Consider the following 14,142-nt stretch of genomic DNA (forward strand, 5'->3'; position numbering starts at 1 on the left):
GAGCCAGATTTATTAAAAGACATTCACTGCAAAATAATACCCCATTATTCCGCTGGCTATTATTTTCATCAGGGTGTTGACCAACAGCCCCGCAAACGATCCAATCGCAGACTTCAGCGCCCGGCCCGTTGTTTTTCCCGCAATAAGCTCCCCCGCGAATGCCCCGGCAAGTGGTCCCACGACCATACCTGCCGGCGGAAAGAAAATGACGCCCGCCAGCATCCCAAGAAGACTTCCCCAGACGCCATAGGCCGATCCGCCAAACTTTTTCGTGCCATAGGCGGGGATCACATTGTCCAAAACCATGATGAGGATCACGATCAGCGCCCATACTACCAAAAACGTGGTTGAAAAGGACTGCACGGCAACCTGCAGGGCCAGCAGCCCGCAGTAGGCTATGGGCGTTCCGGGGATGACGGGCAAGAACGATCCCAGAAAACCTGCTATAATACAAGCACCACCAGTGATAATCAGTATTGTTTCCATACCCAATAGTAAGCATTCATACATTCAAAAATGTGAAAAGGTCATGCGGAAATCAGTACCGCCAGAATCTACCGGCCGGACCTGCTTATGGTATCATCATTGTATCATCGGCAAATCAATTCCCCGTTCTTTGGCTGTTTGGACGGCTTCCTCGTATCCGGCGTCGGCATGACGCATGACCCCACTTCCCGGATCATTGGTTAACACCCGCTCCAGGCGCCGGTCGGCCCGGACCGTACCGTCGGCCACACACACCATGCCTGCATGTATGGAATAGCCGATGCCAACACCCCCGCCATGGTGCAGCGACACCCAGCTGGCTCCGCTGGCGGTATTGAGCATCGCGTTCAGCAGGGGCCAGTCGGCAATAGCATCCGAGCCGTCCTTCATCCCTTCGGTCTCGCGGTTTGGGGAGGCCACCGATCCCGCATCCAGGTGATCCCGACCGATAACCAGGGGGGCCTCTACCTTCCCCTTCTTAACGAGCCAGTTGAATTTGGCCCCCATCTCGGCACGCTCCCCGTATTCAAGCCAGCAGATACGCGCCGGCAGCCCCTGGAAGGATACCTGGTTTTGAGCCTTCCGGATCCATCGTCCCAGCGCTTCCTTCCCGGGAAACGTCTCAAGTACCGCTTGGTCCGTCGCATGGATATCCTGCGGATTGCCAGACAGGGCAGCCCACCGGAAGGGCCCCGACCCCCGGCAAAAGAGCGGCCGGATAAAGGCAGGCACAAAACCGGGAAAGTTAAATGCCCGGCTCATGCCCCGGTGATCGGCCACCTGACCTCGGATATTATTGCCGTAATCGAAGGTCACGGCGCCTTTCTCCTGCATCTTCAGCATGGTATCGACATGAACGACCATGGAGTCAAGGACCGCATCCTGGTACATCCGGGGATTCAGCTCCCGCTCCTCCGCGGCTTCCTCCAGCGACATCCCGGCCGGGATATAGCCCAGCTGCAGATCATGGGCTGACGTCTGGTCGGTCAGAACATCCGGGATCACCTCCTTTTCCAGCATCTCCGGCAGCACCTCAGCTATGTTTCCCAGCAGGCCGATAGAGCGGGCTTCGCCCTTTTCCCTGGCATCCAGGGCCTTCTCAAGCGCCTCGTCGAGGTCTGTACACTTTTCATCGCAGTAGCCGGTTTCAACGCGCCGGTCGATGCGATATTCATCTACTTCCACCCCGATAAAGGATGCGCCGTTCATCGTAGCCGCCAGCGGCTGGGCGCCTCCCATCCCTCCAAGGCCGGCGGTTACCACCAGCCGCCCCTCGAGCGTACCCCCGAATTTTTGGCGGGCACACTCCGCAAACGTCTCATAGGTCCCTTGCAGGATCCCCTGCGTGCCGATATAGATCCATGAGCCGGCGGTCATCTGGCCATACATGGTAAGTCCCATCTTGTCCAGGCGCCGAAACTCCTCCCAGCTGGCCCACTTCGGCACCAGGTGGGCATTGGCAATAAGGACCCGTGGGGCTTCTTCGTGCGTCTGGAAGACGCCCACCGGTTTCCCACTCTGAACAAGCAGGGTCTCGTCATTCTCCAACCGACGGAGCGTTTCCACAATTTTATGGTAACATTGCCAGTTGCGTGCGGCTTTCCCTCCCCCGCCATACACAATAAGCTCCTCCGGCTTCTCGGCCACCGCGGAATCGAGATTATTCATCAGCATCCGCAGGGCCGCCTCCTGGTGCCAGCCTTTGCACTGCAATGTGGTTCCCGTGGGGGCTTTTATATTTTTGCTGCTCTCTCCGTCCATATCATTTCCCATTGGTTTCAGGCGACATTACAAGGTAATAAAAATTTTGTATCTCCCGCCTCACACACCTCTTTTGGCGGGCAACAGACCACAATCGCTTTAAAATTTTTAAAAAAAATGCTCTCCCGTTCCCGGTGATTATCATACCCGGGCATAATTCCCTATATTTGCTGCCTTGTATTTTTAATGAAAAGAAGAAGACGTATGGCAAAAGAACACTCAGGAGCAGGGGCTGACTCTCAGAAACGTGACTTTTTCGGGCACCCCAGGGGTTTGTCCACCTTATTTTTTACAGAATTTTGGGAGCGCTTCAGCTATTACGGCATGCGTGCACTGCTGGTCCTGTTTATGGCAACCGCCGTTACGGAAGCCAATCCCGGCCTGGGCTTCAGCGACGGCAAAGCGACAGCCATCTATGGACTCTACACCTTCTTTGTGTATGTACTGGCCCTGCCCGGCGGCTGGATTGCGGATAACCTCTGGGGACAGCGCCGCAGTGTTTTTGTGGGCGGGTGTATTATCGCCCTGGGACACTTTACCATGGGCGGGCCACTGCTTGGATTCCCGGATGAACTTTCCTTCTTCCTGGGACTCTTTTTTATCGTGGTGGGAACCGGACTGTTAAAACCCAATGTCAGCTCCATGGTTGGCGATCTGTACCCCGAAGGCGGCGCCAGTCGTGATGCCGGCTTCTCCATTTTTTACATGGGCATTAACTTCGGAGCGATCCTGGGCCCCACGCTTTGCGGGATTCTCGGGGAAGGTTACAACTGGCACTGGGGATTTTCACTGGCCGGTTTCGGAATGTTACTGGGACTCATTTCTTATAAAGTCGGGGAGAAAAACCTCGGTGATGCCGGTAAGCTTAAAACTGATATGACGCCCGAGAAAAGGGCTTCCCTGAACCGCAATTTCTGGATAACCACCGGCATTTCCACATTGCTGATTGCCGCTTTCGGCTACTTAATGGGAACCGGTACCATAGGGCTTACGCTCGAACAAATTGCCCAGGTTCTCGGAACCAGCGTAGCGCTCATTGCAGTTGTATATTTTGCCTACCTCATCAACGGCACCGCCTCTATCGGGGCTGTCATTCTGCTTGCCGCAGCGGGCTATTGGGGAGCTTCCTTCTACTACGACTTTACGCTTTTTTCTTATCAGATCGGCATTGGCGTTACGGTCATCGCTTTCCTTCTCTTTAATACAACTCGCATGTTCGCTCCCAACAACAGCGTATCACTGACCAAGAAAAGGCTTTTCGTTATCTTCTGGCTCTTTATCCTGGCCGCCCTGTTCTGGAGCGGCTTTGAACAAGCCGGATCATCACTGAATCTTTTCGCTGAACGCGAGACAGATCGCATCTTTGGTCCCTATGGCTGGATTCAACAGGTCGGCGCCTTCCTTCCGGCCCTGCTTATCGCCCTGCCGCTGGGATACATCAGCTTCAGAATCTTTCGCCGCGATAACCTCTGGTGGGTTGGCAAGGCTGGGGTAGCCGGACTTTCACTCCTGGTTGTTGGCTTTGCCTATTATGTTTCCATACAGGTAACCAGCTCCTGGGAAATGCCGGCCAGCATGCTCCAGAATATTAATCCTCTTTTTATTGTCATCCTGGCTCCCGTTTTTGGGTGGCTATGGACCTGGCTTGCGGCCCGCAACGCCAATCCCTCTATTCCCGCCAAATTTGCGCTCGGACTCTTTGGATTATCAGCGGGGTTCTTTGTTATCTCCTGGGGAGCCGCCAATGCCACGGGACCGAACTCCGTATCCCCGGCCTGGCTGGTGGTCACCTATTTCCTGCATACCTGTGGTGAACTCTGCCTGTCCCCTGTTGGACTTTCCTCCATGACCAAGCTGGCGCCCGAAAACCGTGTAAGCCAAATGATGGGTATCTGGTTTGTGGCGGCGGCACTGGGGAATCTCTTTGCAGGCCTCATGGCCGGACAGCTGGAGACACTGGCCCCATCCAGCCTGTTCTGGACGGTAGCAACGCTTATCGGCGGAGGCGGAATTATTGCGATCCTCGCCGCACCTCCTGTCAAGAAACTTATGGGAGATGTGGAATAACATTGACTTCTTATGCATAGCATGATGGCCCACCTTCCAGCTGTGGACCATCATGCCTCGGAAAAGATTCAATTACATATACTTGGTCCCGTTAGGGCCATGGATATTTGAATTTACATAGTTTGTAGGAGGGGGATCGGTGGCACTTGCCAGCAATTCACCGAGAAAGCACCCTGCCGCCGCGGCCCATTCACTTAGTCTGTTACCTCCTTCAATGCTCTTTTTCTCTTTTTCAGATAAAAGCTCCAACGATTCGCCTTGAAATAAGCTGTTGAGATTCTCCATAAGAGTTTTCCTTTCGGTTAGTTTTTAGTATGTCAGGATTATTCTGCAGCAGCTTCCTTGATCTCCTCCTGTGCCCAGCAACCAACGAATCCACTAACAAATGCCACTCCTATTTCTATCACTTTTGTACTAACAAGCACGACTCCCCCATTTACCTTCCTCAGGCTTTCACTGCTCAACTCGTCAACCTCATCATTCACAAACGGATAATTGTTCATGGCCTTTCAGCTTTTGATTCGTGTTTATGTTTCGATCCGGAATGATTCAATGTTGGACTTTTCACTGAACAAATAAATACAGTGGATTTTTTGGTGATTTTATTTTCACCACTCCCAAGGTGCGGGACCGGAATAACGCGAGGCAGGTACTCTATTCCAGGCCCTCCTTTTAAAAACAGGCAAAGGTGTCACTCCGAGCCCAGCGAGGAGTCTCAAATGGTACCATGGGGTATATTGTAAACTAATTTCATTCATCGGATGAGTGGAGGGGGCACCCACAAGACAAGATCCTGCTACTCATCCGATGAATATATAACTCCACGCAAGAGGAAGAGACCGCTTCGCAGCACCAAAAGGGAGCCACAGCTCTCAAGGCCGTACATTTAAACCTGACTGCCTGACTACGTTACCCCAAGTTAAGACTATGCATAAACCGTGTCCCATCCTCAAATGAAGTATGGCGTAGCCTACGACGGGATCATGTCTAAGGTGCGACGCGGGCATGTCGTACCCTAGACATAGTATAGCTCTACCTTACGACCATATATTGTCGTAGCCTTAACACAGGATATGCCCTCCCATTAAACCCATTACTGTACAATCAGCCGGGGCGTAAAAATAGTTGATCGCAATTGGTTGCCGTTCCGAGGCGTATTCCGCACCTCCAACCGGTAGGTGCCGGGTGACAGCTCTTCAGGGATGCGCAAAGCCAGCGTCGTTGGCTCATTGGTGTGGATTTGGGGCGCCTCCGTCTTGTCGTCGCCGGACTGGGGAACAAAGAAAACGCCTTCGTCTTCGATATTATCATAGATCTTCAGGTTACTGCCGGTAATCTCCAGCACATCGCCAGGGGTAAGGACCTCATCGATGGTGCCGCTGGCCCAGTCGTTGACCTCATCGATTTCCGGGGTCACACCTCCCCCGGTCAACTTACGCACGGGAATATCCCCGGCGATCTCGGTAACGGTGCTCTTGGGCACCAATTTGATCAATATCTCGTGGCGACCCGGCTCAAACTGGTCGTCTTCGCTTGTAAATATCCCGCTGATGCCGAAACGTGTGCGGATATACTCGTCGGTATATCCTTCTCCCTCCCGAAGGTAGAGGATAATACGCTTCCAATAGTTGTCGATGACGGCGTTGGTCTCGGTAGGCTTCAGGATCGAGCCCGGAGCAGTGATATCCTCAATCAGATCTTTCCGGGTGTTCATGGTAACATCCACCGGGCGTGCCAGGCGGTCATCCGGGTCATCAGTGGTAAAGGGGTTATTATATAGACGATAGTACAGCATAATCCGTAGTATTCTATTAAGGGTTTTGGCTCTTTTGATGGTGCTGCCATATCAGGCCGGCAAGGCGCATCGTTCCTGATGCATTTAGCCTGATTTCAACGTAGTTATCATAACTAAAATGCCTATTTGCCTTGAAAAGGCAAGAAAAAATGTGGCTGTCTAAAAGGTTTTATATTGGTTTAACTGCCTAATAATTTAAGGTTGTAACATCCTTTCAAAGGGCTACCATCCCCTTGTCCTCCTTCTCCAGAGCTTGTCCCGAAAACTATCGGGAGAGAAGAGGGATTCAGGGAGATTGATTCTCCCACACCATCCACGGCCTCTCAACACCTGAAGAGGTTCTTAAAACCCGGCTGCAGCTCAGCCAGCAGGAACAAACCGCCATATTCATATCCCTGCCTCACCTCAATCCTCCTGTCCTCCTTCTCCAAGGAGGAACGCACCAACCAACCTGGATAACTTATTTATTCATTTAAAAGGTATAATTATATTTTGATATTGGTGGCCATAATTCAAGATCAAGGGATCATGAATAAATCACATTACCATAAAGAAAATAAGGAGTTAGCTCGAAAGCTTCGTAAAGACGGCACCAAAGGTGAAGCAACCCTCTGGGAGAAGGTATTAAGAGCAAAGCAATTTCACGGATATCAATTTAACCGCCAGTATTGCATTGATGAGTATATTGTAGATTTCATCTCACGTAAACTAAAGCTGATTATCGAAGTGGACGGTTACTCCCATACCTTCAAACAGGAAGAAGATAAATGTAGAGATAAAAAGTTAATCGAACTGGGATACACCACGGTACGGTTTTCAGAACAGGAAGTCTGCACTGACCTGGACAATGTTATACGGGTTTTAGAAAGCTATCTTCCAGACAACAATTGAATTCAATCCTCCTGTCCTCCTTCTCCAAAGCTTGTCCCGAAAACTATCGGGAGAGAAGAGGGATTCAGGGAGATTGATTAACCTTAATTGAATTTTTAGACTGCCTCAACAACTAGTTAAACACATATCTATGTAGATTTTTACAGCCATAGAAGATCAATCCTACTGCCTCTCTTCTGTGGAAAACCTCGCATCAGGAAGCTTAAAATGGGACGGGCTGGAAGCCCTTCCCATATTTTTCACTCAAAGACGATCGTCCGGTTGTCATGTATGAAAATCCGCTCCTCCAGCAACAGCTTTACGGCCTTTGCCAACACGGTCTTCTCCACATCCCGGCCGGCATTGGCCATCTGCTCGGCAGTATGCGTATGGTTGACCGGCAATACATCCTGGGCAATGATGGGGCCCTCGTCAAGATCATCCGTAACAAAATGTGCAGTAGCCCCGATGATCTTAACCCCGCGCTCAAAGGCCTGCCGGTAAGGATTGGCCCCGATGAAGGCCGGCAAAAAGGAATGATGAATGTTTAAAATGCGATCCTGGTACCGATCGACAAAGTCGGAGGTAAAAATACGCATATACTTCGCCAGTACGATGTAATCGGGAGCATACTGATCCACGACCTCCTGCAGCTGTTTCTCATGGGCCCTGCGCTCCAGCCCCTCATGGCTCAGGTGGTGAAACGGGATATCAAAAGCACGGGTTAAACTGCCAAGAGTATCATGGTTGCTGATCACAGCATCAATCCTGGCGGGGATCTCCCCGTAGCTGTGCCTCAGCAGCAGATCTCCCAGGCAGTGCGCCTCCCTGGTCGCCATAATCACAATAGAGCGGTTTCCAATTTCAGCCTGCCGGATATTTGCCGCCGGCGGAAGAGCCTCCTCAAGATCCGCCACAACATCGTTTGGGGATTCCGTTCCCTCAAAAGCTGTTCGCATGACAAAATGATCGGTTGTTGCATCCACAAATTCCTGGTTGCTGACAATATTCAGCCCGTGCTGGTACAATACCTCCGTGATTTTGTATACCAATCCCTTCTCGTCCGGACAGTCAATATGCAGTACTTGTTCCCCCATTGATCCGTTGTTTCATTCGTTAATTGATACTATGTCTTCTAAAAACAGCCTGAACAGTAAAAATAAAATCCACGCCGATCAATAAAATTTCGGCAACAGGCAGACCAAGCACCAGTGCTGCCAACATGGATGCTGATTATACCTGCCAGAGTCGTTATATTCAACACTATGAAAAAAAGCACCGAGCAAACAGCTACCGAAACCAGCGCCACAATCACCGAACGCCCACCCATCGCGGCCATTGCCACACCGGTTGGCGAGGGCGGCATTGCCGTCATTCGCGTATCCGGGAAAGAGGCCATCGCCAATGTCAATCGGGCTTTCCGGGGGGCGGACCTGACCGAACAGCAGAGTCATACCGTTCATTTTGGCAAAATTGTGGATGAGCGGGACGAGGTCGTTGATGAAGTGCTGGCTACGCTCTTCCACTCGCCAAAATCATACACCGGCGAAGAAACTGTGGAAATATCCTGCCACGGCGGGGTACTGGTTACCCAGGCCGTGCTGGAAACAATACTGGGGCTCGGCATACAGCCGGCGGAGGCCGGAGAATTTACCCAGCGGGCCTTTTTAAACGGCAAGATGGAGCTCAGCCAGGCCGAAGCAGTGGCTGATCTCATTCATGCCAAAAGCGCCAAGGCGCTCGACTCCGCCCACCAGCAGCTGGAGGGTCGACTGGGGGAACATATCAAACAGTTCCGGCAGCAGATTATAGATGCCACGGCCATGGTCGAGCTGGAGCTCGACTTTGTAGAGGAGGATGTTGAGTTTGCCAACAAGGAGCAGCTCAAACAGCTGCTTGAAGAACTCGACCAGGAAATTGACAGCCTGCTGGCCACTTACGAAACCGGGCGGCTGGTCAAGCACGGGGTGCAAACCGTTTTTATGGGGCTGCCCAATGCCGGCAAATCCACCCTGCTTAATACCCTGGTAGGCAAGGACCGGGCTATTGTTACCGATATTGCCGGCACCACGCGCGATACCATTGATGTGGACTGGAGTTATGACGGTCTTCGATTCATCCTGACGGATACGGCGGGCCTCCGTGAAACCGAGGACATTGTGGAAGCGGAAGGCGTCAAGCGTTCCCAGAAGGCCTTCCGGGAGGCCGACCTGGTTGTCTACCTGAAAGACTTGTCGCATCAGCTGACTGGGGAGGAGCAGCAGGACATCTCCTCCCTGCAGCAGGATGCCGGTGAGACCCCCTTTGTACTGATCGGCACCAAAAAAGACATCGCCCGGCCCGTGGACGATGAACGCATCGCCTATGATCTCAAAATTTCAGCCCTGGAAGGGGCAAAAATTGAGGATCTGAAACAGCTGATGAAGCAGCGGGCGCTGGAAAACAAACACTATGATGCCTCCAGCCTGCTGGTGACCTCCAGCCGCCACCGGGATGCCCTGCAGAAGGCCCGCGAACATATTCGCAGCGCCCTGCAGGCCCTGGAACAGGGCCTGACCGGGGATTTCCTCTCCATCGATTTGCGGTCGGCCCTTAAAGACCTGGGGACAATCACCGGCGAAATAACAACCGAAGACATCCTGGATTCCATCTTCTCGCGCTTCTGCATCGGTAAGTGATATACATAGAACGCAGATCATACGGGCTGTGCGGGTTGTTGCAGCTTATAATACCCACGCTTATCGATTAAAAACTCATTTTGAACTATTGAAACCATAGTAACACCGGCAATCCTCCTGTCCTCCTTCTCCAAGGAGGAACGCACCAACCAACCTGGATAACTTATTTATTCATTTAAAAGGTATAATTATATTTTGATATTGGTGGCCATAATTCAAGATCAAGGGATCATGAATAAATCACATTACCATAAAGAAAATAAGGAGTTAGCTCGAAAGCTTCGTAAAGACGGCACCAAAGGTGAAGCAACCCTCTGGGAGAAGGTATTAAGAGCAAAGCAATTTCACGGATATCAATTTAACCGCCAGTATTGCATTGATGAGTATATTGTAGATTTCATCTCACGTAAACTAAAGCTGATTATCGAAGTGGACGGTTACTCCCATACCTTCAAACAGGAAGAAGATAAATGTAGAGATAAAAAGTTAATCGAACTGGGATACACCACGGTACGGTTTTCAGAACAGGAAGTCTGCACTGACCTGGACAATGTTATACGGGTTTTAGAAAGCTATCTGCCAGACAACAATTGAATTCAATCCTCCTGTCCTCCTTCTCCAAAGCTTGTCCCGAAAACTATCGGGATAGGGACGCACCAATTACGTCTGCCGCCCCCAATGTCCCTCCTGGGAAGAGGGATTCAGGGAGATTGACCCGCTATTCAATAAAATCAATTTAACCTTTTAGCCGACAAATAGGTTATAATACGCGTTAAAAGACCTCTGCTCCTGAGCTAAAAAGCGCGGGCAGGGCTTGGAACCGCAGAGTTATACTCCCGGCGTACTTAACGCTGTTCGCCTACAATACCTTCTATCTTTTTGACTACGTCTGTACTGTAGAGCTGTTCATTCTCCTTCACCTCTCCCTTTTTGACGGCCCGGTGGCCGTACATCATCAGCCAAACCTCCCCGGCCCCCTCGATATTAGAGCCGTGGCTGCGCCACGTATCGAGCGGCTGCGTTCCGCGCCCGTGGTCGGTTGTAATAATGAAGGTCGTCTTTCCCCTGTAATAGGGATCGCGCCGGGTGTATTCCCACAGCTCCTTCAAAAAGGCATCCGTGCTGTGGGCCGAGTTCAGGTAGGCCTGGTAATTGCCCTGGTGGGCAAAATCATCGGTTTCCCCATAGGCGATATAGATTATATCCGGGTGCCGGGCTTTCATATACTCGAGCGCATAATTATGGGTGAACATATCCAGCCGAACGGAGCTCCAGGGGCTGGGCGTATGGGGCTGCACCCTGTTCAGGAACTGTTCGATTTCGGTGAGATTTGCTCCTTTTGCCTTCTCAAAGCCGGCATTCACCGGCACCCCGCTTCGCTGCTCGTTAATGATATACGGAAAGACATCCCAGCTGCCGAAAGCGGCTACCTTCCCACGGTAAACGTCCCCCTGGTTGAGTTCTTCCAGGATGGTAACATTGGGATTATTGATCTTGTCATTGCTGTCTATGTGCTCATCATCCGCTTCTCCGGTCAGGATTTCATTATATCCGGGATAGGAAAACAGCATGCTGTTCGTCAGATTGACCTTGCTCCCGTATATCCGGTTTCCGTGGATAGTTCCTATCCCGGCAACCGTATTCCAGATAAACGGCAAGAGGGCTGCGCGGCGCTCTTCGGGGTGGTTCCGCCAGAATTTTTCTTTCAGGGAAGTGGCATCCGATACATAATCCTCATGGCCAATAAGCAGTGAATCGGCACCGGTGAAAAGCTCCTGCCAGCGAAAGCCGTCCAGAGTTATAAGCACCACTTTTTCTGCTGAAGAGTTATCCTGAGCACAGGCGTCTTGCACCCAGCCTCCAAATAAACAGCAAAATAACATCCATACTACGAGAACATCTGTTTTATCCATGTCAAATTTATCAATAATTATGAGTTGCCCGGTTAGAAATTAAGATATAGTCCTTATGATTGACCAACTTCTCTTTATGCAAGGAAGGCCATGGATGGTTGGCTACATGTAACCATCGAGCATATTATAGGTTATATATTCCCGATCAAAGGAGCCATCTTCGTATAAGTTAACCATAGCGTAGCCCGGCGGGGTTTGGTGATAATTGCCATTCCACCAGTTGCCGCTGACCGCACCATTACAGTAATAGGTTACATCATTATAATCAACCCGATCCAGCAGGTGAATGTGACCGCTTAAACACAGCTGCACATTGAGATGCCGGCAAAACAGCTCCACAATTCGGCGGGCATCGATGTGCATCCAGGCGCCGGGGACTTCCCAGTCGCCTGACTCTTCATTATTACCGTCAAAATAGGCCGCTGCACACACAATGGGGATATGCGACAGCACCATGACGGGCGTGTCTTCAGGAGTTGCCGAAAGTTCTTTCTTAAGCCACGCAAATTGCTCTTCATCGAGGCGGGCGGTGTACCAGTCGCCATTGATAGAATGGGTGCTGTCGAGCACGATGAAGTGCCAGCCCGCCCGGTCGAAGCTGTAATAACGCTGATCTAATTCCATGGCCTCCATTGCCCATTTCTTGCCATAAAGCGGGTCGTCCATCGCCCCTTCTCCCCAGACATCATGATTACCGATACAGTCAATCACCGGCAACCCATTTTCTTGCTGAAGGATGCGGTGCCAAAGATCCCACTGTGCTTTTACTTTTGAACGGGAAGTGCCCAGGGCATCGTTAATCGCATCGCCACCATTAAAAATGATATCGGGTGGATCCTGCTGCCCCTGCAAATGATGCAGGCACTGCTCCAGTCCCTTGGCAGAGCGATATTTGTCATCCGTATTATTGCTTAGGTGTACATCCGTGATATGGGCAATACGCAAGACCCGTCTCTTATTTTCTGTCGTCTGCTGGTACGTTTTCCCCGCCGTCAAAAGGCTGCCCAGGGAAGCGCTGCCGGTATATTTCAGAAAATCTTTTCGATCCATTATAAAATATCTGTTATGTTATTTAAGCCACCAGGGCGTCTCGCGAATTCCGTCATTGCCTGCGCCAAACTGACGCTCAATGGCGGCCGAGACATTGGCGTTATTATTCTGATATTCACTCTGCGGGTAGATCCACCGCGCGGGAGGAGGGCCGGTCTGCGGCTGCAGGAATTCCGGGTAGCCCGTTCTCAGCTGCTCAAAGTAGAGCGTCCATCCACCCTGCAAGAACGATCGCAGGTATTTCTGCAGGGCGATACGCCTTAACTTTTCCTCCGCTGTTGCAGCGGCGGATAAATTGACCGCTTCTCCCTGCAAGTACTCCTCAGCTGCTTGTTCGTCAACATAGGAGGCATAATCCTCTGCATAGATATTGTAGAAAGCGAAGCTGGCCTTAACCCCTTCGTTATAATAGGTTTCTGCCGTTGAGCCGTTGAACCAGCCGCGCAGTCGGGCCTCTGCCAGTATAAATTGAAGCTCGGAATAGCCCAGCAGTACGTGCGGCTCATTGGTGGGATCTCCGAAGTAGCGAAGATCGACGAGCGAGATGTTGCCTGCTGCCGCTTTATCACTGTTATTGCCATACTGTCCGATAGGGTTGCCGCCTTCGTACGCATTAAAATTGTCCGTACTCAACCCTTGTTCACTGGCACTTTTCGTTTGATTGGCATAGATAAACAAGCGGGGATCCTGCCGGTCCTGAAGCCGCTTGATGAACGTAGAATCGACATAAATATCAGATCCGTAGGTGCTGGAATTATACTCGCCATACCGGCTGCCCAGTTGATCATAGAACTCCATCTGGCCGTTGTCGGCAATTGATTCTATGAGCGGCTCGTTCTGGGCGATAGATGAAAATTGACCGGGAATATCCAGATCTGCCTCCCCTACTTTATTGGATAACGTCATCAGCACCTTGAGCCGGAAAGAGTTTACCAGCCGACGCCATTGGGAGGCATCCGAAGCATAAATGATGTCTCCCTCAATGACATCGTCATTTTCTCGCAGCAAGGTATTGGCCTCTTCCAGCTCGGTTAAAATACCCTTGAAAACGGCTTCCTGGGTATCATAGGCCGGGGCATAGATATTTTCCGTTTCGCCTTGCAGGGCTTCCGAATAGGGAATATCCCCGAATCTCAGCGTCAGATTATAGAAGTAATAGGCCCGGAAGAATTTGCCCAGCGCCTCGTATACCGGTTTATTAACCCGTTTTGCTTCTTCAATCATCTTGGTGACATTCCGCAGGCGATTGTAGTCATCAAAACTTCCGCGATTCCATTTATAGTACTGGAGTGCGCTCTCACCCGAGGTACTCACAATCATTCGGCTTGCCAGCAGAGGATTCAGTCCCTCTACCTGGAAGGCATTCGATTGGATTTGGGTCAGCAGTAACTGCGGCGGGGTTTGGGCTACGCTGTTGGGATTATCGTCAAGTTCTTGCAAATCATTACACGAGGTAATGACGAATACGGCCATCAAAAGGATGTATAGTGACTTCTTCATTGTTGGAATCTTTATAATTTTG

The 14,142-nt window shown here is 51.0% G+C and carries 13 protein-coding genes; 4 read left to right on the top strand and 9 right to left on the bottom strand.

Annotation, left to right across the window (positions count from 1 at the left end; genetic code table 11):
* Positions 1-12 precede the first annotated feature (12 nt).
* Positions 13-486, bottom strand: a complete 474-nt coding sequence (locus FN808_RS01430; RefSeq protein ID WP_142712751.1) for a DUF456 domain-containing protein — start codon at positions 484-486, stop codon at positions 13-15.
* A 96-nt stretch (positions 487-582) separates the two neighbouring features.
* Entirely contained in the window at positions 583-2,247 is a 1,665-nt protein-coding gene (hutU, locus tag FN808_RS01435; RefSeq protein ID WP_142712892.1) for a urocanate hydratase, read from the bottom strand.
* Between the two features lie 204 nt (positions 2,248-2,451).
* Between hutU and FN808_RS19190 the strand changes: the two genes are divergently transcribed.
* Positions 2,452-4,314 (top strand): peptide MFS transporter, encoded by a 1,863-nt coding sequence (locus FN808_RS19190; protein ID WP_142712752.1) that lies wholly within the window; start codon positions 2,452-2,454, stop codon positions 4,312-4,314.
* 72 nt (positions 4,315-4,386) lie between these two features.
* On the opposite strand, the gene FN808_RS01445 is transcribed toward FN808_RS19190, so the two are convergent.
* From FN808_RS01445 to FN808_RS01455, 3 genes are all read right to left on the bottom strand, one after another.
* Complete coding sequence (locus FN808_RS01445; protein WP_142712753.1) at positions 4,387-4,599, bottom strand: hypothetical protein; 213 nt, start codon at positions 4,597-4,599, stop codon at positions 4,387-4,389.
* Between the two features lie 38 nt (positions 4,600-4,637).
* Positions 4,638-4,817, bottom strand: coding sequence for a hypothetical protein (locus tag FN808_RS01450; RefSeq protein WP_142712754.1), 180 nt, complete (start codon positions 4,815-4,817; stop codon positions 4,638-4,640).
* A gap of 590 nt (positions 4,818-5,407) precedes the next feature.
* Positions 5,408-6,109, bottom strand: coding sequence for a DUF4469 domain-containing protein (locus tag FN808_RS01455; RefSeq protein WP_142712755.1), 702 nt, complete (start codon positions 6,107-6,109; stop codon positions 5,408-5,410).
* 528 nt (positions 6,110-6,637) lie between these two features.
* Between FN808_RS01455 and FN808_RS01460 the strand changes: the two genes are divergently transcribed.
* Entirely contained in the window at positions 6,638-7,000 is a 363-nt protein-coding gene (locus FN808_RS01460; RefSeq protein ID WP_142712756.1) for an endonuclease domain-containing protein, read from the top strand.
* 239 nt (positions 7,001-7,239) lie between these two features.
* Here the strand turns inward: FN808_RS01460 and purU are convergent, their stop codons facing one another.
* Positions 7,240-8,076 carry a formyltetrahydrofolate deformylase gene (purU, locus tag FN808_RS01465; RefSeq protein ID WP_142712757.1) on the bottom strand — a complete coding sequence of 279 codons (837 nt, stop codon included), beginning with the start codon at positions 8,074-8,076 and terminating at the stop codon, positions 7,240-7,242.
* Between the two features lie 168 nt (positions 8,077-8,244).
* On the opposite strand from purU, the gene mnmE reads away from it, so the two are divergent.
* Both mnmE and FN808_RS01475 read left to right on the top strand, forming a co-directional pair.
* Positions 8,245-9,657 (top strand): tRNA uridine-5-carboxymethylaminomethyl(34) synthesis GTPase MnmE, encoded by a 1,413-nt coding sequence (mnmE, locus tag FN808_RS01470; protein ID WP_142712758.1) that lies wholly within the window; start codon positions 8,245-8,247, stop codon positions 9,655-9,657.
* 231 nt (positions 9,658-9,888) lie between these two features.
* The gene (locus FN808_RS01475; RefSeq protein ID WP_142712756.1) at positions 9,889-10,251 is read left to right on the top strand and encodes an endonuclease domain-containing protein; all 363 of its coding nucleotides are present in this window, start codon (positions 9,889-9,891) and stop codon (positions 10,249-10,251) included.
* Positions 10,252-10,502: 251 nt separating this feature from the next.
* On the opposite strand, the gene FN808_RS01480 is transcribed toward FN808_RS01475, so the two are convergent.
* From FN808_RS01480 to FN808_RS01490, 3 genes are all read right to left on the bottom strand, one after another.
* Positions 10,503-11,570, bottom strand: coding sequence for a sulfatase-like hydrolase/transferase (locus FN808_RS01480; protein WP_221929870.1), 1,068 nt, complete (start codon positions 11,568-11,570; stop codon positions 10,503-10,505).
* Between the two features lie 102 nt (positions 11,571-11,672).
* On the bottom strand, positions 11,673-12,620 hold the full coding sequence (locus FN808_RS01485; RefSeq protein WP_142712759.1) for a metallophosphoesterase family protein: 948 nt from the start codon (positions 12,618-12,620) through the stop codon (positions 11,673-11,675).
* An 18-nt stretch (positions 12,621-12,638) separates the two neighbouring features.
* Complete coding sequence (locus tag FN808_RS01490; protein WP_142712760.1) at positions 12,639-14,120, bottom strand: SusD/RagB family nutrient-binding outer membrane lipoprotein; 1,482 nt, start codon at positions 14,118-14,120, stop codon at positions 12,639-12,641.
* Between the last annotated feature and the right edge of the window lie 22 nt (positions 14,121-14,142).

The sequence above is a fragment of the Fodinibius sediminis genome (assembly GCF_900182555.1).
GTDB lineage: Bacteria > Bacteroidota > Rhodothermia > Balneolales > Balneolaceae > Fodinibius > Fodinibius sediminis.

Excerpts from the sequence above, each read along its gene's own strand:
- purU (WP_142712757.1), bottom strand. The coding sequence starts at position 8,076 with ATGGGGGAACAAGTACTGCATATTGACTGTCCGGACGAGAAGGGATTG.
- FN808_RS01445 (WP_142712753.1), bottom strand. The coding sequence starts at position 4,599 with ATGGAGAATCTCAACAGCTTATTTCAAGGCGAATCGTTGGAGCTTTTA.
- FN808_RS01455 (WP_142712755.1), bottom strand. The coding sequence starts at position 6,109 with ATGCTGTACTATCGTCTATATAATAACCCCTTTACCACTGATGACCCG.
- FN808_RS01450 (WP_142712754.1), bottom strand. The coding sequence starts at position 4,817 with ATGAACAATTATCCGTTTGTGAATGATGAGGTTGACGAGTTGAGCAGT.
- mnmE (WP_142712758.1), top strand. The coding sequence starts at position 8,245 with ATGAAAAAAAGCACCGAGCAAACAGCTACCGAAACCAGCGCCACAATC.
- FN808_RS19190 (WP_142712752.1), top strand. The coding sequence starts at position 2,452 with ATGGCAAAAGAACACTCAGGAGCAGGGGCTGACTCTCAGAAACGTGAC.
- hutU (WP_142712892.1), bottom strand. The coding sequence starts at position 2,247 with ATGGACGGAGAGAGCAGCAAAAATATAAAAGCCCCCACGGGAACCACA.
- FN808_RS01480 (WP_221929870.1), bottom strand. The coding sequence starts at position 11,570 with ATGGATAAAACAGATGTTCTCGTAGTATGGATGTTATTTTGCTGTTTA.
- FN808_RS01490 (WP_142712760.1), bottom strand. The coding sequence starts at position 14,120 with ATGAAGAAGTCACTATACATCCTTTTGATGGCCGTATTCGTCATTACC.
- FN808_RS01475 (WP_142712756.1), top strand. The coding sequence starts at position 9,889 with ATGAATAAATCACATTACCATAAAGAAAATAAGGAGTTAGCTCGAAAG.
- FN808_RS01430 (WP_142712751.1), bottom strand. The coding sequence starts at position 486 with ATGGAAACAATACTGATTATCACTGGTGGTGCTTGTATTATAGCAGGT.
- FN808_RS01460 (WP_142712756.1), top strand. The coding sequence starts at position 6,638 with ATGAATAAATCACATTACCATAAAGAAAATAAGGAGTTAGCTCGAAAG.
- FN808_RS01485 (WP_142712759.1), bottom strand. The coding sequence starts at position 12,620 with ATGGATCGAAAAGATTTTCTGAAATATACCGGCAGCGCTTCCCTGGGC.